Origin of the sequence: Haloferax sulfurifontis (assembly GCF_014635105.1) — an archaeon.
Classification (GTDB): domain Archaea; phylum Halobacteriota; class Halobacteria; order Halobacteriales; family Haloferacaceae; genus Haloferax; species Haloferax denitrificans.
In genome coordinates this window covers 182,002-200,005 of record NZ_BMCI01000001.1, presented here as the reverse complement: position 1 = coordinate 200,005, position 18,004 = coordinate 182,002, and the positions used below count along the sequence as shown (strand labels likewise).

Sequence of the window (18,004 nt, the reverse complement as noted above, 5' to 3'; positions counted from 1 at the left end):
GACCGTGGCCGAATCTCGCCGAGTCCCGATATACATTTGTACACGGGCTGAGACGTTCATACCGATGTCGAGTTGGGTCGGCGACGGGGACGAAGACGACGAGGACGCCGCCGACGCGTTCGAGGCGGTCGGTCGCCGCAGTCAGATTCTTCAGGCGCTCTCGTCGGAGCCGCTATCGAAAGCCGAACTGGTCCGCGCGCTCTCTGTCTCTCGGTCCACCGTCGACCGCGCCGTCGAGCGACTCGTCGACCTCGGTCTGGTCGAACGGTCGGACGGCGGGTTCGCCGCCACGACGGCGGGGCGAGTCGCGCTGGAGACGCACGACGAGGCGCTCCGGGCCATGGCGAACGTGCTCGACGCGGGACCGGTGCTCGACCGCCTCCCCGAGTCGGTCAATCCGCCGCCCTCGCTGTTCCGCGACGCGGTCGTCTGTACGGGCGACCTCACGTCGATGGAACGGCGGGTATCGATAGATTTCGACCTCGGCGAGGTGACGGAGGTCATCGGCTTCAACGGCCCGTTTCTGTTCAGTAGCTGGCCCGAGGCGCGCGAACAGCTCATGCGGCTCGGGGACGGCGCCACACTCGTGCTCTCCGCGGAGTCGCTCGACTGGCTCTCGAACCGTTATCCCGACGGCCTCGACGCCATAGTCGACGCCGGCGTCCGCGTGTCCGCGGTCGACGACGAACCGGAGTTCGGCGTCGTGGTGATGAACCGCCCGACGACGGCCTCGGTCACGCTCGTCGTCTACGACCACATGGGCGGCCCCGAGGCGCTGGTCGTGAGCTACGACCCCTCGGCCGTGGCGTGGGGGCGGACGCTCGTCGCGGCGTGGGCCGAGACCGCACGTCCGTACCGCCCCGACGAGTGAGTCCCGCGACGGCGCGTCGGGGGTCGCTCCGACCGCCCCGACCGCCCCGACCGCCCCGACCTCCCCGTCGCCGAGTCGCCGAGCCGGGGACGATTATTTGTGATAGTAAGACGAAGGGTCCGACGAGATGGTGTTCAAGAAAATCACCCTCGTCGGTCGGAGTGCAGAGAGTTTCGACGCCGCCGTCGACGACGCGATTAACCGCGCGGAGGAGACGCTCGCGGGCGTCCACTGGGTCGAAGTAAAGGAGCTCGGCGTCGAGCTCGCGTCCGTCGAGACGCGGGAGTACCAAGCCGAGGTCGAAGTCGCGTTCGAACTCGAAGGAGAAGGCGGCGAGTAACCGCGGCAACCGTTTCGGTTCGGTCCGATTCGGTTCGGTCCGCGTCGACGTCGCGGGCCGTCCCGACGGCTTCTTATCCGCCCGCACCGCCACATTCGAGAAGCGAATGCCTCGGCTCCTCCACTACTCCGACATCGAGAACGTCTTCGACGACACCGAGCGCGCCGGCCGTCTCGCGGGCTGTGTCCGCGCCCTCGACGGCGACGACACCCTCGTGGTCGGCACCGGCGACAACACCGCGCCGGGCGTCCTTTCTCTCGTCGAGCGCGGCGGGCAGGCGCTCGACTTCTACGACGCCGTGGACGCCGACCTCGAGACGTTCGGCAACCACGACTTCGACTACGGGGCCACCCGGACCCGGGAACTCGTCGCCGCGAGCCGGCCGACGTGGGTCACGAGCAACGTCCGCGGCGAGGGCGGCGGTCGGTTCGCCGCCGCCGAGGGAAGCGTCCCGCGGACGACCCGCGAGATAGACGGCCTGACGCTCGGGTTCTTCGGCGTCACCGACCCCGCGACCGGCTCTATCAACCCCGAGGCGACCGACCTCGACTTCGCCGACCCCTACGCGGTCGCGTCAGACGCCGCCGACGCGCTCAGGGCCGACGGCGCGGACCTCGTCGTGGCGCTCTCGCACCTCGGGAGCGGCGACGACGAACTCGTCGCCCGGTGCGACGTGGACCTCGTCCTCGGCGGTCACGTCCACGCCGAGCGCGACGACGTGGTCGACGGCGTGCCAATCGTCCGCCCCGGCGCGAACGGCCACGTCGTCTGGGAGGTCCGCGTCGCCGCCGACCGAATCGAGACGGTCCGCCACCGGACCGCCGAGTACCGACCCGACGAGGGACTGGTGGCGGCGCTGGAGGGGCGAGTCGACGCCGCCGGGCTCGACGAAGTTCTCTGTCGCATCGACCGCCCGATGGACCGCGCCGAGGAGACCGTCGCGGCCGGCGAGTGCCGCGTCGGCAACGCCATCGCCGACGCCTACCGCTGGGCGACCGGCGCGGACGTGGGGCTCCAGAACAGCGGCGGCATCCGCTCCGGCCCGCCCATCGGCCCCGACGTGACCCACGCCGACCTCGTGAGCCTCGTCCCCTTCGAGGAGCACCTCGTCGTCGCCGAGGTGACCGGCACGGAGCTCCTGGCGGCGTTCGGGGCCGCCCGCGGGGCCGAGATGGGCTTCGGCGAACCCGACTGGTGGCACGCCCACGTCAGCGGCGCGCGCATCGTCTGGGACGACGACCGCGACGAGGTCGTCGGGGCGTTCGTCGGCGGCGAGCCGATCGACCCGGAGGCGCGCTACACCGTCGCCACGAGCGACTACCTGCTCCACAGCACGCAGGAGTTCCCGGCCATCACGCAGGCCCACCGCGTCGGCGAGTTCCAGATTCAACACGACGCGCTGGCGCGGTACGCCCGCGAAGTCGGGTTCGACGCCGCCGTCGAGGGCCGCATCGAGCGCCGGTCGGCCAGCCGCGCCGACGACTGAGGCGGCGAGGGGAAGGGAGAAACGGGGGCAACGACGACGCGGCCGCCGGCGAAGCCGTCCGAGAGGGAAAGGTTCACGCACGCCCGGCGAGTGGCTTCGGAGTATGACACGGGTCGTGGTCCCGGTTCGGTACCCCCTCTCGAAGCACTCCCGGGCGACGCTCGAAGAGGCCGTCCGCGTCGCGAGAGAGCGCGACGCCGAACTGACGGTCCTCCACGTCGACCTCTACCAGTCGAACCGCGGCGTGACGCGAACCGAACTCAAGCGGGCGGTCGAAGCCGAGTTCGGCCCGCTCGTCCGCGCGCGCTACGTCGTCCGCCGGGGCTTCCTCGTCGAGGAGACGATTCTCGAAGAGGTCGCCGCCGAGGAGGCCGACATCGTCGTCATCGGGTCGAAACAGGCGAGCCGCTGGCGGCGGATGCTCCGGCGGTTCCTCGACGACCCCGACATCGACGTGTTCCTCCGCGAAAAGCTCGACTGCACGGTCATCACCGTCCGCGCGGACGACTGAGCCGGCGACGCTCGGCTCTCGGGTTCGGGTTCGGGTTTCCGTTTTCGACGCCGCCCCAGTGCCGACCGTCTCGGGGGCTTCCCGGTCAGTCGCCGCCGGTGGCGTCTGTCGAATCGTTGTCTGTTGGCTCCGCGTCCGCCGAACTCGGGGTATCGGCCGGGTCGCCCCCGTTGCTCACGTCGGCCGCGTCGGTCGTATCGACCGGGGCTTCAGCGCCTTCGCCGTCAGAGACCGACTGGACGGGCGCTCCCGGGGCCGGCGACGCGGTGGCGTGACGCCGGTTCGCGGCCTCGTCGCTGGTGACGTGCAGGCTCCCGCTGGTCTCGTCGAAGACGAGGTGGGTGTGCGGGTAGGCGAACTCGACGGTCGCCTCGGACTCCTCGACGAGCGTCCAGAGCCGCGTCTGGACCTCCGACTGGATGCGGCCGATTTTGTACGGTTTCAGCGCCCAGTAGCGGAGCCGCAGGAGGACGCCGTTGTCGGCGTAGGAGTTGATGTAGGCGGTCGGCTTCGCCGGGTAGCGGGCGCTCCCGATGCGGATGTCGGGGCCGCCTTCGACCACCGAATCGCAGTCGCGGGCGGCGCGCTCGACGAGGTCGCGGGCGGCGTCGATGTCGGACTCGTAGGTGACGAGCACGTCGAGCGACAGGCGGGTCCGCTCGTCCTCGGCGGAGTAGTTGATGACGTCGCGGTCGCGGATGTTCGAGTTCGACATCACGAGAAAGGTGTTGTCGAGGGTGAATATCTTCGTGTAGCTCAGGGTTATCTCGTCGATGAAGCCCTTCGTGCCGTCGTCGAGCTCTATCATGTCGCCGATTTCGAACGGCTGGTCCGAGAGGACGAACACCCCGTTGATGATGCTCCCGACGATGGGCGCGAGGACGATACCGAGCACCGCCGAAAACACCGTCACCGAGAGGACGATGTCGCCGAGTTCGAGGCCGAGGACGTTCGCCCCGACGCCGACGCCGACGAGGACGATGGCGAGGCGAACGATTCGAAGCACGGTCTGGGCGACGCTCTGACGGCGGAACTGCCGGGCGACCGGCCGACCGAGCAGGCGGACGACGTACTTCGAGAGCCCGACCGACAGGGCGGCGATGACGAGCGCGACGATGATTCGCCACCCCGGGAACAGGAGGTACTCCGGCACGAACGTCGGCGGCGTGAGCGCCGTGGACTGGAGCGGGGCGACCGCGAGGTGGCTCACAGCGGTCAGCGCCCCGCCTACTGCGGCCGACGCGTCGGCGACCCCCTCGACTCCGTGCATGGAACCCGCAACGGGGAGCGGCGAAAAAAGGGTTGTTACTGCGGGCTGTCGAACTCGACAGTCTGGCCGAACTGCGCGAGGAGCGGCGAAAAAAGGGTTGTTACTGCGGGGTTCGCGCGCGGTGAACGGCTAAGTGTCGGGGCGTCGCAGTGTTAGTATGGCCAACGCGACGCCCACCCGTCCCGACTTCCGGATTACACACGACACCGCCCCGAGCCGAGCGCTCCTCTGCGGCTTCTCGTCGTTCGGACTCGCCGGACTCACCGCCGTCGACTTCATCGTCGACCACCTCGGCCTCGAACAGACCGGCCACCTCACCGTCGAGGGGCTCCCGGCGGTGACGCCCTTCGAGGACGGTCGCCCCCGACGCCACACGCGGCTGTTCTCCCGCGAGGACCTCGACGTGACCGTGCTCGTCGGCGAGCTGTTCGTCCCCTCGGTCCACGGCACGCAGTTCGGAAACGCCATCCTCGACTGGACCGAACAAAATCAGGTCGAGGAGCTCGCCGTCCTCTCGGGGATTCCGATGGCCCACGGCCCCGACGAACACCGCGTGTTCTACATCGCCACCGACGACTACCGCGAGGCGCGACTCGCCGACAGCGACATCACGCCGATGGGACGGGGGTTCTTCGACGGCACCAACGCGGCGCTCGTCGAGCGCGGCATCGGCTCGCCCCTCGGCGTCGGCGTCTACGTCACGCCCGTCCACGCGCAGGTCCCCGACGTGGAGGCGGCAATCCGCCTCGTCGACGCCGCCAACGAGGTGTACGACCTCGGCGTCGACTCCTCCCCGCTGGAGTCCTTTGCGGCCGAGGTCCAGCAGTACTACGCCGAACTCGCAGAGCGACTCCACGACAGCGAGGCCGACCTCCCGGAAGACCGGATGTACATGTGAGCGCCGACCCGTCCGCCGTCCCGCGACGGTCGACCGACGACCTGCTATCTGTTGTGCCACTTGTTTTCGGAATTTCGTGCTACTCGGATTTCAGTAAATGATTTAGGTGATGCCGTACACGTCACGACTATGGCTGACGAACTGCGGCTCACCATGGAGCGAGTCGGTGAGCGCTTCAACCTCGGCGAGTACGAGATAGACGCGTATCTGGCCGTCCTCGAACACGGACAGTTGACGGCGAGCGAAATCGCCGACCGAACCAGCATCCCCCAGCCGCGGGTGTACGACACGGTCCGGAGCCTGTCTGACCGCGGCCTCGTCGAGCTCCGCGAGTCGCGCCCGATGAAAATCGTCGCCGTCGACCCCGACGACGCCTTCGCGAACGTCAAGACCTCGCTTGAGGAGCTCATCGAGGAACTGGAGGCGCGCTACACCGCCCCCGCCCGCGACACCGAGGCCGTCTCGCTCGTCAAGTCGCGGTCGACCATCCTCCGCTACATCGAGGAAATCATCGAGGCCGCCGAGTACGAACTCGTGCTCTCGTTGACGCCCGACCTGCTCCGTCGCTTCCGCGACGACCTCGCGGCGGCCATCGACAGCGGCGTCAGCATCGACCTGCTCGTCACGCCCGCCTCCCGCGCGCCCGACCCCGACGAGTTCAACTACCTCGACGTGGCGACCATCGCCCGCGCCCGCCGCGGCATCACCTCGCCCGTCCTCGCGGTCGCCGACGGCGAGTACTCCATCTACGCGACGCAGGACGCCCTCCGCGACGACCGCGACCGCTACGGCGTCATCTTCAACCGCTCCGCGCTCGGCTTCCTCGTCAGCGGCTTCTTCGGGACCGTCCTCTGGAGCACCGCCGAGACCATCGTCGCCAACGGCAAGCGCCGGCCGTTCCCCCGCCGCTACGCCTCCATCCGCCGGGCCGTCAAGGACATCCGCGAGATAGACGGCGACTTCTACGCCTCCGTCTCCGGCCGCGACATCGAGACGGGCGACCCCATCGTGGTCGAAGGGCGCGTCATCGAGACGGCGTTCGAAGACACCGAAGAGGTCGCGTCGCTCCACATCGATACCGAAGAAGGCGTCGTCGAGGTCGGCGGGCTGGTCGCCGCGCTCGAAGACGTGGAGGGACAGGAGATTCTGCTCGGCCGCGACGAGGTTCCGAACCGCGACGAAATCGTCTGAGGCCGCGTCGTCAGTTTCCGCGCTCGTCTTTTCGGCGCTCGTCCTTTCCGCTCGGCCGTGCCCCGCCAGCGACGGCTACTCGTCGGGGAACTCGTAGACGACCGCGCCGCAGTCCGCACAGCCGAGCACCTCGTGGTCCGGCGAGTCGTACAGCCCCGCGGTGCCGCCACAGCAGTTTCGCGTCGTCGTCTCCTCGACCGGGCCGCCGCAGTCCGGACAGACCTCGACGAACATCCGCATCGGCTCCGTGGCGGCGAGCGCGACCGTCGGGTCGACTCCGCGCTCGACGACCGTGTAGAGCGTCGCCACGTCGGCGATGGCCTGCGGCCGCGAAATCCACACGGACATCGAGGGGCCGTCGAGCGAGATGCCGCCGAACTCGGCGTCGACCGCCGCCTCGAACGGGACCGCGTTGGCGACGGCCTCGGCGAGTTCCTCGTCCGTGGTCTTCCGGAGCGTCGCCATCGTCGACTCCCACTCCTCGCGGGCGTCGTCGGCGAGGAACAGCCCGTCTTCTTCCTCGACGAGCACCCCGGCGTTCAGGAGCGTCGACAGCATCGCGTCGGGGTCGACGTCGGCGTCGAGCGATTCCGAGCGCCGGTCGGGAGCCGACCCCTCGCCGCCGTGGTCGAAGACGCCGGCGAGGCCGACCGCCGCGACCAACCGCGGCGCGAACGAGGGCGTGCCGGGGACGACGTAGCCCCGGAGGTACACCGAGAGCGCGCCGCCGACGAGGACGACGAAGCCGACGAGCGGCGAGAGCACGCTGACCGCGAGGCCGACGACGACGACGAGTGCGACGTTGACGGCGGTACACGGCAGACAGCGGTTCTCGCCGGTGTGTTCCGGGCGCTTGAGTGAGTCGATGACGGGCATGGTGTGAGACGTGGGGCTTGGGGTGTGCGTTCGCGGTGGTCAGTTCGCCGGGGGCGTCTCGGTCTCGGCCGCGTCGAGGCGGACCGCCTCGCCGGTCTCCGACGAGCGGTAGATGGCGTCGATGACGCGCTGGACGGCGAGGCCCTGTTCGACCGTGTTGCGGCCGGGGTGTTCGCCCTCGGCGACGGCCGCGAGGAACGCCTCCTGTTCGGTCTTGTGGGTGTCGTTGTCCTGGGTCTCCACGTCCGTCGTCGAGAGGTGGTTGCCGCCGCCGACGCCGTCCTCGTAGAACTGGAGGTCGTGGCTCGCGCGGTCGAAGCGCACGCCGCCCTCCGTGCCGCGGAGGAAGAACTCGTCGTTGGTCGGGCGGTTCGTCGCCCACGCGACTTCGAGGGAGATGGTCGTGCCCTCGTCGGTGCGGATGAAGGCGCTCGCGGAGTCGTCCACGTCGAAGGCCTCCGGGCCCACGTCCTCGCCCCACATCTCGACGAACGTGTAGTCGTCGCGGTCGCCGAACTCCGAGCGGGTGACGCCGGAGACCTCGACGACCTCGGGGAAGTCGAGGAAGTAGAGCGCGAGGTCGATGGCGTGGACGCCGATGTCGATGAGCGAGCCGCCGCCCGCGATTTCCTTAGAGGTGAACCACGACCCGCGGCCGGGGATGCCGCGGCGGCGGACGTAGTTGGCCTCGACGTGGGTGACGTCGCCGAAGCGGCCCTCCTCGTAGTGGTGGCGGACGACCTCGACGGGGTTGGCAAAGCGGTTGTTGAAGCCGACCATGCAGAAGCCGTCGGCCGATTCGGCCGCCTCGGCGATTCGCTCGGCCGATTCGAGCGAGTGCGCCAGCGGCTTTTCGAGCAGGACGTCGAGGCCGGCGTCGAGCGCGGCGACGGCGTACTCCTCGTGGAAGCGGTTCGGCGTGGTGATGACGACCGCGTCGACCTTCTCGAACAGCGCCGTCTTCTCCTCGTAGGTGTTCACGTCGTACTTCTCCGCGAAGCGACGACGGGCGTCCGCCTGAATGTCGAGGCCGCCGACGAGGGTCGCGCCGAGGTCGACGAGGCGGTCTGCGTGGTGGTGCCCGATGTTTCCGAGGCCGACGATGCCGACTCGGACCGATGATTCCGTACTCATGATTCGATGATTAACTACAGGTGATGTTAAGTTTCACGTTCTTTGGGTGGATTCGGCAGAATCGACCGCGAGACTCCGGTTAGCAAGCGTTCTCACTGTGGCGGGTGGCGCGCAATAGCGTCGGGGAGCGGCGAGGAACACGGGTCGAGTTGGCGTTCAGTAGAGCTGTTCTTCTCGCTCCTTGCGCTCTTCTTCGCGGCGCTTTTCTTCCTTGAGCCGACGCCGTCCGCGGAGGTACTGCTTGCCCTTCGGGATGAACTTGTTCTTCAGGTCGAGCAGGAACGAGACGATGCCGTAGGCCCAGAAGAAAAACAGGACGGTCATCCCGCCGAGGTAGAACAGGCCGAGTTCGTTGACCATTGGTGTGAGTGTGTGTGCTGTGGGTTGGTTCGGAAAGCGGTGTGCGGGCGGTGCGAGCCGCGAGTTTGCGAGGGAGGACGAGCCGACGCGGGCCGCGGTACGGCCGCGTCAGTCGTCGCTTTCGGCTTCCGTGCCGGGCGCGCCGCTCGTCTGGACGGGCGTCTCGATGCCGTGGCTGATGGCCTCGCCCGTCTCCGTGTCGAAGAGGTGGACGCGCGAGCGGTCGAGCACGACCGTTACGTCCTCGTCTTCCTCGATGTCGCTGTCGGGGGCGACGCTCATCAGCAGTTGGTCGTTGGCGACGCCGCTCGTGTCTTCGAGGTCCGTCTCGGTCGTCTCCGAGAGCTTCAGGTAGACGAATATCTCGTCGCCCATCGGTTCGAGCACGTCCGTGACGGCATCGATGCGGCGGCTGGGGTTCGACACGAGCGCCTCGTCGCCGACGAGGTACACGTCTTCGGGGCGGATGCCCATCGTGACGTCCGCCCCCGGCTCGACGCCGAGGTCAGCGGGGTCGAACTCCACGTCGATGTTGGTCGAGACGAAGCCGTCGTCGGTGACTTCGCCGTCGAGGAAGTTCATCGAGGGCGAGCCGATGAAGCCCGCGACGAACAGGTTCGACGGCTCGTTGTAACAGACAAGCGGCGGGTCGATCTGCTGGAGTTGGCCGGAGTCGATGACCGCGATGCGGTCGGACATCGTCATCGCCTCCGCCTGGTCGTGGGTGACGTAGATGATGGTCGTGTCCAGTTCCTTGTGGAGGCGCTGGAGTTCGGTCCGCATGTGGACCCGGAGCTTCGCGTCGAGGTTCGCAAGCGGCTCGTCCATCAGGAAGACGCCGGGGTTGCGGACGATGGCGCGGGCGATGGCGACGCGCTGTCGCTGGCCGCCGGACATCTCGTCGGGCATGCGTTCGAGCATCCCCTGTAGCTGGACGATTTCGGCGGCGCGCTCGACGCGGCGCTCGATTTCCTCCTTGTCGTAGTTGCGGAGGCGGAGCCCGAAGGAGATGTTGTCGTAGACGTCCATGTGGGGGAACAGCGCGATGTTCTGGAACACCATCGCCACCCCGCGGTCCTTCGGCGGGAGGTTCGTCACCTCGCGGTCGCCGATGAACACCTTCCCCTCCGAGGGGATGGTGAGCCCCGCGATCATCTCCATGGTCGTCGACTTTCCGCACCCCGACGGACCGACGAGACAGATGAATTCTCCGTCGTCGATGTCGAGGTTCATGTCGTCGACCGCCGTTACGTCGTCGTAGTGCTTGCTTACGTGTTCGAGTGTTACGTCTCCCATGATTACTCCTTCAGCGCTCCTGCGGTCAGTCCACTCACGATGCGTTCCTGCGCGATAATGACAAGGATAGCCACGGGTAAGACCCCCACGATGGAGGCGGCGGCCATCAGGTTGTACGGGGTGTCGAACTGCCCCTGATACTTCAGGATACCCGCGACGATGGGCGCCCACGAGTCGGCCTCGCCGTTGTTCATCAGGAACGAGAAGAAGAACTCGTTGTAGACGCTGATGAACGTGAGGACGCCCGCGGTCGCCACGCCGGGTGCCGAAAGCGGCACGATGACGCGGAACAGCGCGCCCAGTCGGGTCGTCCCCTCCACCCGCGCCGCGTCCTCCAACCCGTCGGGAATCTGCCCGTAGAAGGTCGTGAGGATGAATATCGACAGCGGGAGGAACAGCGCGCTGAACGGGAACACCATCGGTGCCGGCGTGTTGAACAGGTCCGGCGTCGATATCGTCACCATCCCGATGCTAATCGCCGTGTTCCCGGTGAACAGCTCGAAAAGCGGGATGAGGAACGCCGCCGGCGGGAAGTAGCTGATGGCGAGGATGCCGAGCATCAGCACGCCCTTGCCGGGGAAGCGGAGCCGGCCGAAGACGTACCCCGCGAGGCTGGCGATGAGCAACACGAGCACGGTGGTCGTGATGCCCAGCACGAAGCTGTTGAACATGTACAGGTGGAACGGCACCCGCTCGAACATCGCGACGAACACCTCGGGGTTGAACCCCTTCGGCACGAGCCCCATGTTGGCGATGAGGTTGTTCGGCGTGAGCGCGAGCACGAGAAGCCAGTAGAACGGGAACAGCGTCGTGACGAGGAAGAACAGCATCGCCACGTAGAACATCGCGCGGTAGACTCTGTCCGGGTTCTTGATGGCCGAGTCGACCCAGCGGCCGAGCGGCCCGCGTTCCATCTCGTCGTCGGAGCCGAGGCCGGCTCCCGGAGTTTCGTTGGACATCTCAGAGACCCTCACTGGCGAAGTTCACGATGTACACCGAGACCACGACGGCGATGATACCGGCGGTGACGAACGCCACGGTCGCAGACGTCCCGTACAGTGGCGTGTTGAACGTCGTGACGACGAGACACGACAGCGACGGAACCGTCTGACAGCCGGCCATCGTCTGGATGATGCCGTAGACGCGCATCGCGTCGATGGTGCGGAACAGCATCGCCACGAGCACCGTCGGCAGGATGAGCGGGAAGGTGATGAGCTTGAACTGTTGCCAGCGCGACGCGCCGGCGACCTTCGCCACGTCGTACAAAGACCGGTCGATGCTCTGCATCCCCGCGAGGATGAGAAGCGCCATGAAGGCCGAGGTCTTCCACACGTCGGCCACGATGATGAGGAACAGCGCGTCGGCGGTGTTCCGAAGCGGCGTCGTGCCGATGAGACCGAGTTGGTTCAACAGCGCCGGATTCTGGCTCGTCCCGACGAGGAAGCCGATGTTCGGTTGGAACATCAGGTACCATATCATCCCCTGAATGACGATGGGAACGGCCCACGGGATGATGATGGCGACGCGGACCCACCGCCGCCCGCGGAAGTCCTGGTCTAAGATGAGCGCCTGACCGAAGCCGATGAGCGTTTCGAACAGCACGCTGAAGACGGTGAAGATGAGCGTCACCGCGAGCGCGCTGGCGTAGATGTTCGTGACGAAGGGGAACTCCGAGGAGAACGTCGGGAGGAACTGCGACGGGAGCGCGTAGTTGCGCGCGCCGGTGAACAGGTCCACGTAGTTCTGCAGTCCGACGAACTCGCCGAGCCGCGCGCTCCCAGTCAGCTGGTCGGCGAACAGCGACATGCTGAACGTCGAGACCAGCGGGTAGACGGCGATTACCCCCAAGAGGACGAGCGCGGGCGTCAAAAGCAGGTACGCGAACTGCGTCTCGGAAAGCGACTCCATCCAGTTGACGGCCGAGGCGTACGGACCGCTCCTCCGGGTGTCGGAAAATGTCTCCCCTGATTGTTGTTCGGTAGCCATGTCAAATGATAACGTGTATGTTAGTTACGTCTCGGTAAAGACGTTGCTCTACGCGTTCTGCTCGATCTGTTCGAGCTGTGATGCGAGGTCGGACATCGCCTGTTCGGGGGATTTCTCCTGGGCGAACGCGGCGTTGACCTCCTGTGAGATGCGGCCGGACTGCTGGGGCCAGACGACGGTGACCGGGCGCGGAATCGCGTTCTCGCCGGCGACCTTCAGGGCGTCGAGGTAGCGGCCGATGATGGGCACCTCGGCGGCCTGGTCGGATTCCAGCAGCGACGGGCGCGGCGGAATCCAGCCGATGATGCGGAACATGTCGAGCTGGAACTGCTCGGTCTGCATCGTCCGAAGCACCTGCACCGCGGCCTGCTTCTGTTCGTCCGAGGAGTTCGGGTTCATCGTCATGTGCCAGCCGCCGAGGGCGGCGACGGGGCCGCCGGTGCCCTCGTACTGGGCCTCGTCGGCGGTGACGCCGTACGGAATCGGCATGACGCCGAGGTCCTCGCCGAAGCCGGTCTGGTCGTTTTCCTCCGACGGCTCCGCGCCGTTGATGACGATGGAGTACGGCCAGTTCCGGTGCATGACCGCGTTGCCCGTCGTGAAGGGCTGTCGGGACGGGTCTTCGGTCCACTGGAGGACCGCCTCGGGCGAGATGCCGCCCGTGATGCCGTCGAGGGCGTACTCGTCGTCCTCGCCGTGGATGAGCGTCCGAACCATCCGAATCGCGTTGATGACCGGCTCCTCTTCGACGGTGATGGGGCGGTCGCCGATGGGGCCGAACAGGTTCTCGCGGCCGCCGAAGTACGCGCCGCCGTACGAGGTCATGAACTCGTTGAAGTCACAGCACGACAGGCCCTCGTAGACGTTCGCCTGGAACGTAAAGCCGTTCTCGATGTCGGGGTTGGCGTCGAGCGCCTCCTTCGTGACGCGCGAGAAGTCCTCCCACGACATCGACTCGGTCGCCCACGTCGAGAAGTCCTCGTCGGTGTAGCCCGCGTTTCGGAGCAGGTCCTTTCGGTACTGGACCGTCGGGAAGTCGGGGAACAGCGGCTGACCGTAGAGGTCGCCGTTCGGCCCCGTCGCCGTCGAGACGCTGGCCTCGAAGTACTCCTCTTGGATGGTCGACGTCAGCTCCGAGGGGAGCGACTGCGAGAGGTTCTGCAGTTGGTTGCGGGCGATGAAGGGAATCGTCCACCCGCTGTCCATCATGAGCAGTGTCGGCTCCGAGCGACCGCCGGAGAGCCACTGCTGATACTGCGCCTGCCTGTTGTCGGTCACCTGCGAACCGGCGAGGATGTCGATATCGATGTTCTCCGGGAGGCCCGCGTCCCGGAGCGCCTGCACGACTTCCGCCTCCGCCTCCGCGACGCGGGTGTCGGCGGCCCACTGAAGCGTGATTTCGTCGGTGGTCTCTTCGGTGTTAATCGGCGTGTCGGTGTCGGCGTCCGTGCCGCCGTTGCCGCCGTTACCGTCGCCGCCGCCGGTGCTAATGCATCCGGCCAGTCCGACGGCGACGCCCGATGCGCCGGCCGCCTTCACAAAACTGCGTCGAGAGACGCCAGTACGCTTGCCCTTGCGTGAGTCAGCATCAACCATTACAGTTTGTACACTACAATTAGTGATTATTTATAGTTTTGGTGCTGGCCACTACCGCTGTTGTAGTAAACTACATGATACTAATTACCCGACTCCGAAATTCAATCGTCCCCGAGTCTGTAACTATTGTCTGTGAAGAATAGGCCGCCGGGCGCTTAGTCCTTTCCCGGCGCGGGCCACGTCGGCGACTTCGGCGCCTCGATTCGCTCGACGTCGTCGTCGCTCAGGTCGACGTCGAGCGCGCCGACGTTCTCTTCGAGGTGGTCGAGCCGACGCGGCCCGATGATGGGCGCGTCCACGACGGGCTTGTGGAGGAGCCACGCGAGCGACACCTGCGCGGGCGTGGCGTCTTTCTCCTCGGCGAGCGACCGAATCGCGTCGAGGACGGCCCAGTTCTCGTCGGTAAAGCGGCCCGACGTGTACTCGTCCGAGTTCGCGCGCGTGTCCGCGGGTACCTCGGCGTCGCGCTCGTACTTGCCCGTGAGGAAGCCGCCCGCGAGCGGTGACCACGGGATGACGCCGACGCCCTCGCCCTCGCAGACCGGAAGCAGGTTCGCCTCCTCGTGGCGGTCGACCGCGTTGTACTCCGGTTGCATGCAGGCGAAGCGTTCGAGGTTCTCCACGTCGGCCGTGTACAGCGCCCTCGTGAACTGGTACGACGACATCGTGGACGCGCCGACGTACCTGACGAGGCCCTCCTCGACGAGGTAGTCGAGCGCCGACAGCGTCTCCTCGATTGGGACGCCGTCGTCCCAGCGGTGAATCTGGTAGAGGTCGATGTAGTCGGTGCCGAGGCGGTCGAGACTCGCGTGCGCCTGGTCGATGATGTGCTTGCGCGAGAGCCCGGACTTGTTCGGCCCGTCGCCCATCGGGAAGTAGACCTTCGTGGCGATGGCGAGTTCCTCGCGGTCGCGCTCGGCGATGGCCTCGCCGACGATTTCCTCCGACTCCCCGCGGGAGTAGGCGTTCGCCGTGTCGAGGAAGTTGATGCCGGCGTCGAGCGCGCTGTCGAGGAGGTCGAGGCTCGCCTGCCTGTCGTTCATCATCCACTCCGCGCTGGAGCCGAAGTTCATACAGCCCAGACAGAGCCGCGAGACTTCGAGGCCGGTGTCGCCGAGATAGGTGTACTCCATGTCGGTCATACCGGTTCATACACGAACGACAATGATAAACATACGCACGCGACGACGGTGAGAGAAACGACCACGGACGCGCGGAGACGTAATCGCTTTACCCGCGCCTCCGGAACCCGAGGTGTATGGACGGGCGCACTCGCGAGTACCTCGAAGGTCGCTTCGGCGATTACTACCGGAGCACCGACGTTCCGCTCCCGCCCGCCCCGGGCGAACGAGAGTGGGGCGTCATCCCGTGGTCGGCCGGCGGCACGCGGATGCACCGCCACCAGTCGCTTCTCGACCTCGGCGACCTCTCGGACTACCTCGCCCGGAGCGCGCCCCGGCACGTCTACTTCTCGTCGGCCCGGTTTGCGGACCCCGGCGCGGGGTCGATGGACGACAAAGGCTGGCGCGAGGCGGACCTCGTGTTCGACATCGACGCGGACCACCTCCCCGGCGTCGACCCCGAGACGACGGGCTACGCCGACATGCTCGACGCCGGGAAGGAAGCCCTGTTGGACCTCTTGGACCTCCTCGAAGACGACTTCGCGTTCGAAGAGATGCAGGCGGTGTTCTCCGGCGGCCGCGGCTACCACGTCCACGTGCGCGACGAGTCGGTCCGCGGCCTCGACAGCGAGGCCCGCCGCGAGGTGGTCGACTACATCCGCGCCATCGACCTCGACTTCGACGCGCTCATCGAGACGCGACAGCACGGGACGACGACCCAGCGCGTCCTCCGGACCGAAGGCGGGTGGGGGCGGCGGACCCACGAGCGACTCCTCGAGTTCGTGGACGCGCTGTTGGAGATGGAAGAAGACGCCGCGCTCTCGCGGCTGAAGGAACTCGACGGCATCGGCGACGGGCGCGCGAAGACGATTCTCGGCGCGTTCCGCACCAACCCCGACGCCGTCCGCGAGGGCAACGTCGAGGCCGGCGGCCCGGGCGTCCGGACGCTGGTCGAGGCGCTCGCACACGAGACCGTCGAAGACGAGACCTCGCCGATAGACGAACCCGTAACGACCGACACGAAGCGGCTGATTCGTCTCCCCAAGAGCCTCCACGGCGGGTCGGGACTCGTCGTCGAACCGCTCGACCGCGACGATATCGACGACTTCGACCCGCTTTCCGACGCGGTGCCGGACCGCTTCCGCGGCCGCGACATCGCCGTGAGAGTGACCGACCCCGGCGCGGTCGAGTTCGACGGCGATAGCTTTACACTCGACTCCGGCGTGCAGTCGGTAGACGAGAGCCTCGGCGTGTTTCTCATGACTCGCGGTCGAGCCGAGAAGGTGACAGAATGAACGTAGACGACCTCAGGAGCGTGCTTCGGACGGAGCGACAGAAAGACAGCTTACAGCACCTCCGCGAGTCGTTTTACGAGGACGTCGCGGAGTTCATCGCCGAGCAGAAGGCGACACGCGAGGAGAAGGCCGAACAGCTCGGCACCCACTACTCGCCGGAGATCCGGCGGCTCACGGACGAAATTGAGACGGCAGAGGAGGTCGTCACCTCCATCTACGAGCGCCGCGTCGGCAAGGTCGTCAAGGCCGCGAGCTTCGCGGCCGCGGGGATGTCCTCCGAGACGGACGGGCTGACCCGCGAGGAAAAGCGGCTGTTCGACGACCTCGTCGACCGCATCGAGGAGAACCGCGGGACGGTGCTGTCCGCGCTCGAAGACGTGTCGGCCGCCGACTCCCCGCGCGACGCCGTGTCGGCGACCGACGTGACGACCGCGGAGCCGGACGCGCCCGGCGATTCCGGCCCGGCGATTCCGCCGGACGAACCCGACCCGGAGACCGCGCCGGCTGGCACCGGAGCCGACGCCAACGGCCCTGAGGCCGCCACCGCCGACTCGGCCGCGGGCGACGTGCTCGCTGACGCGATGGGCGGCGGGACCGGCGACGACGCCTCGGACGCGCAGTCGGCGACGCAGACGGGGGCCGACCGACCGGCCCCGGAGGCCGCCGCGGTCTCCGCCGATTCCGAGTCCGTGGATTCCAATCCGACGGACTCCGACCCCGCGATTCCGCCGGACGAACCCGACTCGGAGACCACGGCCCCATCGGCGGGCGACGCCGACGCGGTGGAGCCGTCCGCGGACGACCCGCTTTCCGGCCTCGCCGACGAGCGCGAGACGGTGCGCATCACCGCCGACGTGGGGACCATCCTCGGCGTCGACGACCGCGAGTACGACCTCGCCACCGAGGACGTGGTGACGCTCCCGGCGGCCAACGCCGACCCGCTGGTCGAGCGCGGCGCGGCCGAGAAACTCGACTGAGAAAGACCCTTCTCCCCGCCGCCTGAACTGGTGGCTATGCTCGAACCCGGCGACGACGCCCCCGACTTCGAACTGCCCGACCAGCACGGCGACCTCGTCTCGCTGTCCGACTTCCGCGGCGAGCACGTCGTGGTCTACTTCTACCCGCGCGCCGACACGCCGGGCTGTACCACCGAGGCCTGCGGCTTCCGCGACTCGTGGGACGAGTTCGAAGACCGCGACGCGACGGTCCTCGGCATCAGCGACGACCCCGTCTCGGACCTCGACTCGTTCGCCGAGAAGTACGACCTCCCGTTCACGCTCCTATCGGACGAAGACGGAAGCGTCTCCTCGGCGTACGACTCCTACGGCGAAAAGAACATGTTCGGCAAGACGTTCGACGGCGTCTTCCGAAACTCCTACCTCGTCGGCCCCGACGGAACCGTCGAACGGGTCTACGAGGGCGTCTCGCCCGACGGCCACGCCGACGAAATCCTCGCCGACCTCGACGGCTGAGCGGTCGGCCGGTCACTCCTCGCCCCCTCGCGCCCAACTGACAACTACCGACCGAGTACATTCTTTACAAACGACGGGAGACACACCGCATTTCCGATGAAATGAACGTAGAACTCGTTGATTATTTCGTATCACGAGAACCGCGTACCACTACGTAGCAGACGGGAGTGATATGAACGTGACGGTCGCGGTGCCCTGTCGGGCGGGCGGCGCTCGAACAGTCGCCGCGAACTAACCGACGGACTGGCCGGGGACCGCGGCCGATTCGCCGTCGACAGCGCCGCCGCTCGACGGGTCGAGT

General features: G+C 67.2%; 18 protein-coding genes. 9 read left to right on the top strand and 9 right to left on the bottom strand.

Going from position 1 to position 18,004, the window contains the following annotated elements:
- Nucleotides 1-64 precede the first annotated feature (64 nt).
- From IEV64_RS01090 to IEV64_RS01075, 4 genes are all read left to right on the top strand, one after another.
- Nucleotides 65-871: a helix-turn-helix transcriptional regulator gene (locus IEV64_RS01090; protein WP_007275223.1), complete on the top strand. Its 807-nt coding sequence runs from the start codon at nt 65-67 to the stop codon at nt 869-871.
- A 127-nt stretch (nt 872-998) separates the two neighbouring features.
- Complete coding sequence (locus IEV64_RS01085; RefSeq protein WP_007275222.1) at nt 999-1,211, top strand: dodecin; 213 nt, start codon at nt 999-1,001, stop codon at nt 1,209-1,211.
- 106 nt (nt 1,212-1,317) lie between these two features.
- On the top strand, nt 1,318-2,697 hold the full coding sequence (locus IEV64_RS01080; protein ID WP_188422922.1) for a bifunctional metallophosphatase/5'-nucleotidase: 1,380 nt from the start codon (nt 1,318-1,320) through the stop codon (nt 2,695-2,697).
- Nucleotides 2,698-2,800: 103 nt separating this feature from the next.
- A complete protein-coding gene (locus IEV64_RS01075) occupies nt 2,801-3,208 on the top strand; it encodes a universal stress protein (RefSeq protein ID WP_004974696.1) in 408 nt (135 codons plus the stop codon).
- Between the two features lie 85 nt (nt 3,209-3,293).
- Here IEV64_RS01075 and IEV64_RS01070 read toward each other — a convergent pair whose 3' ends face one another.
- Complete coding sequence (locus tag IEV64_RS01070) at nt 3,294-4,478, bottom strand: mechanosensitive ion channel family protein (RefSeq protein ID WP_188422921.1); 1,185 nt, start codon at nt 4,476-4,478, stop codon at nt 3,294-3,296.
- Between the two features lie 157 nt (nt 4,479-4,635).
- Between IEV64_RS01070 and IEV64_RS01065 the strand changes: the two genes are divergently transcribed.
- On the top strand, nt 4,636-5,376 hold the full coding sequence (locus IEV64_RS01065; RefSeq protein ID WP_188422920.1) for a proteasome assembly chaperone family protein: 741 nt from the start codon (nt 4,636-4,638) through the stop codon (nt 5,374-5,376).
- A 129-nt stretch (nt 5,377-5,505) separates the two neighbouring features.
- Nucleotides 5,506-6,567, top strand: a complete 1,062-nt coding sequence (trmB, locus tag IEV64_RS01060) for an HTH-type sugar sensing transcriptional regulator TrmB (RefSeq protein WP_007275218.1) — start codon at nt 5,506-5,508, stop codon at nt 6,565-6,567.
- Nucleotides 6,568-6,642: 75 nt separating this feature from the next.
- On the opposite strand, the gene IEV64_RS01055 is transcribed toward trmB, so the two are convergent.
- From IEV64_RS01055 to IEV64_RS01020, 8 genes are all read right to left on the bottom strand, one after another.
- A complete protein-coding gene (locus tag IEV64_RS01055; RefSeq protein ID WP_188422919.1) occupies nt 6,643-7,443 on the bottom strand; it encodes a DUF8054 domain-containing protein in 801 nt (266 codons plus the stop codon).
- A gap of 39 nt (nt 7,444-7,482) precedes the next feature.
- The gene (locus IEV64_RS01050) at nt 7,483-8,577 is read right to left on the bottom strand and encodes a Gfo/Idh/MocA family protein (protein ID WP_188422918.1); all 1,095 of its coding nucleotides are present in this window, start codon (nt 8,575-8,577) and stop codon (nt 7,483-7,485) included.
- A gap of 156 nt (nt 8,578-8,733) precedes the next feature.
- A complete protein-coding gene (locus IEV64_RS01045; protein WP_004042869.1) occupies nt 8,734-8,937 on the bottom strand; it encodes a DUF8005 family protein in 204 nt (67 codons plus the stop codon).
- 108 nt (nt 8,938-9,045) lie between these two features.
- The gene (locus IEV64_RS01040; RefSeq protein ID WP_007275215.1) at nt 9,046-10,233 is read right to left on the bottom strand and encodes an ABC transporter ATP-binding protein; all 1,188 of its coding nucleotides are present in this window, start codon (nt 10,231-10,233) and stop codon (nt 9,046-9,048) included.
- A gap of 2 nt (nt 10,234-10,235) precedes the next feature.
- Entirely contained in the window at nt 10,236-11,192 is a 957-nt protein-coding gene (locus IEV64_RS01035; RefSeq protein WP_007275214.1) for a carbohydrate ABC transporter permease, read from the bottom strand.
- Between the two features lies 1 nt (nt 11,193).
- Nucleotides 11,194-12,141: a carbohydrate ABC transporter permease gene (locus IEV64_RS01030; protein ID WP_004969434.1), complete on the bottom strand. Its 948-nt coding sequence runs from the start codon at nt 12,139-12,141 to the stop codon at nt 11,194-11,196.
- A gap of 126 nt (nt 12,142-12,267) precedes the next feature.
- A complete protein-coding gene (locus IEV64_RS01025; RefSeq protein ID WP_152420724.1) occupies nt 12,268-13,815 on the bottom strand; it encodes a substrate-binding domain-containing protein in 1,548 nt (515 codons plus the stop codon).
- Nucleotides 13,816-13,970: 155 nt separating this feature from the next.
- A complete protein-coding gene (locus IEV64_RS01020) occupies nt 13,971-14,957 on the bottom strand; it encodes an aldo/keto reductase (RefSeq protein WP_007275212.1) in 987 nt (328 codons plus the stop codon).
- Nucleotides 14,958-15,073: 116 nt separating this feature from the next.
- Between IEV64_RS01020 and priS the strand changes: the two genes are divergently transcribed.
- From priS to bcp, 3 genes are read left to right on the top strand one after another with little or no spacing between them, the layout of a single operon-like run.
- On the top strand, nt 15,074-16,231 hold the full coding sequence (priS, locus tag IEV64_RS01015; protein ID WP_007275211.1) for a DNA primase small subunit PriS: 1,158 nt from the start codon (nt 15,074-15,076) through the stop codon (nt 16,229-16,231).
- Nucleotides 16,228-17,208, top strand: coding sequence for a DNA replication complex subunit Gins51 (locus tag IEV64_RS01010; protein WP_007275210.1), 981 nt, complete (start codon nt 16,228-16,230; stop codon nt 17,206-17,208). Before priS ends, IEV64_RS01010 begins: the two co-directional genes overlap by 4 nt.
- A 36-nt stretch (nt 17,209-17,244) precedes the next feature.
- Entirely contained in the window at nt 17,245-17,703 is a 459-nt protein-coding gene (gene bcp, locus IEV64_RS01005; protein WP_007275209.1) for a thioredoxin-dependent thiol peroxidase, read from the top strand.
- Nucleotides 17,704-18,004 lie beyond the last annotated feature (301 nt).

Excerpts from the sequence above, each read along its gene's own strand:
- IEV64_RS01040 (WP_007275215.1), bottom strand. The coding sequence starts at position 10,233 with ATGGGAGACGTAACACTCGAACACGTAAGCAAGCACTACGACGACGTA.
- IEV64_RS01045 (WP_004042869.1), bottom strand. The coding sequence starts at position 8,937 with ATGGTCAACGAACTCGGCCTGTTCTACCTCGGCGGGATGACCGTCCTG.
- priS (WP_007275211.1), top strand. The coding sequence starts at position 15,074 with ATGGACGGGCGCACTCGCGAGTACCTCGAAGGTCGCTTCGGCGATTAC.
- IEV64_RS01035 (WP_007275214.1), bottom strand. The coding sequence starts at position 11,192 with ATGTCCAACGAAACTCCGGGAGCCGGCCTCGGCTCCGACGACGAGATG.
- IEV64_RS01080 (WP_188422922.1), top strand. The coding sequence starts at position 1,318 with ATGCCTCGGCTCCTCCACTACTCCGACATCGAGAACGTCTTCGACGAC.
- IEV64_RS01085 (WP_007275222.1), top strand. The coding sequence starts at position 999 with ATGGTGTTCAAGAAAATCACCCTCGTCGGTCGGAGTGCAGAGAGTTTC.
- IEV64_RS01020 (WP_007275212.1), bottom strand. The coding sequence starts at position 14,957 with ATGACCGACATGGAGTACACCTATCTCGGCGACACCGGCCTCGAAGTC.
- IEV64_RS01025 (WP_152420724.1), bottom strand. The coding sequence starts at position 13,815 with ATGGTTGATGCTGACTCACGCAAGGGCAAGCGTACTGGCGTCTCTCGA.
- IEV64_RS01075 (WP_004974696.1), top strand. The coding sequence starts at position 2,801 with ATGACACGGGTCGTGGTCCCGGTTCGGTACCCCCTCTCGAAGCACTCC.
- IEV64_RS01055 (WP_188422919.1), bottom strand. The coding sequence starts at position 7,443 with ATGCCCGTCATCGACTCACTCAAGCGCCCGGAACACACCGGCGAGAAC.
- IEV64_RS01065 (WP_188422920.1), top strand. The coding sequence starts at position 4,636 with ATGGCCAACGCGACGCCCACCCGTCCCGACTTCCGGATTACACACGAC.
- IEV64_RS01070 (WP_188422921.1), bottom strand. The coding sequence starts at position 4,478 with ATGCACGGAGTCGAGGGGGTCGCCGACGCGTCGGCCGCAGTAGGCGGG.
- IEV64_RS01050 (WP_188422918.1), bottom strand. The coding sequence starts at position 8,577 with ATGAGTACGGAATCATCGGTCCGAGTCGGCATCGTCGGCCTCGGAAAC.
- IEV64_RS01090 (WP_007275223.1), top strand. The coding sequence starts at position 65 with ATGTCGAGTTGGGTCGGCGACGGGGACGAAGACGACGAGGACGCCGCC.
- bcp (WP_007275209.1), top strand. The coding sequence starts at position 17,245 with ATGCTCGAACCCGGCGACGACGCCCCCGACTTCGAACTGCCCGACCAG.
- trmB (WP_007275218.1), top strand. The coding sequence starts at position 5,506 with ATGGCTGACGAACTGCGGCTCACCATGGAGCGAGTCGGTGAGCGCTTC.
- IEV64_RS01030 (WP_004969434.1), bottom strand. The coding sequence starts at position 12,141 with ATGGAGTCGCTTTCCGAGACGCAGTTCGCGTACCTGCTTTTGACGCCC.
- IEV64_RS01010 (WP_007275210.1), top strand. The coding sequence starts at position 16,228 with ATGAACGTAGACGACCTCAGGAGCGTGCTTCGGACGGAGCGACAGAAA.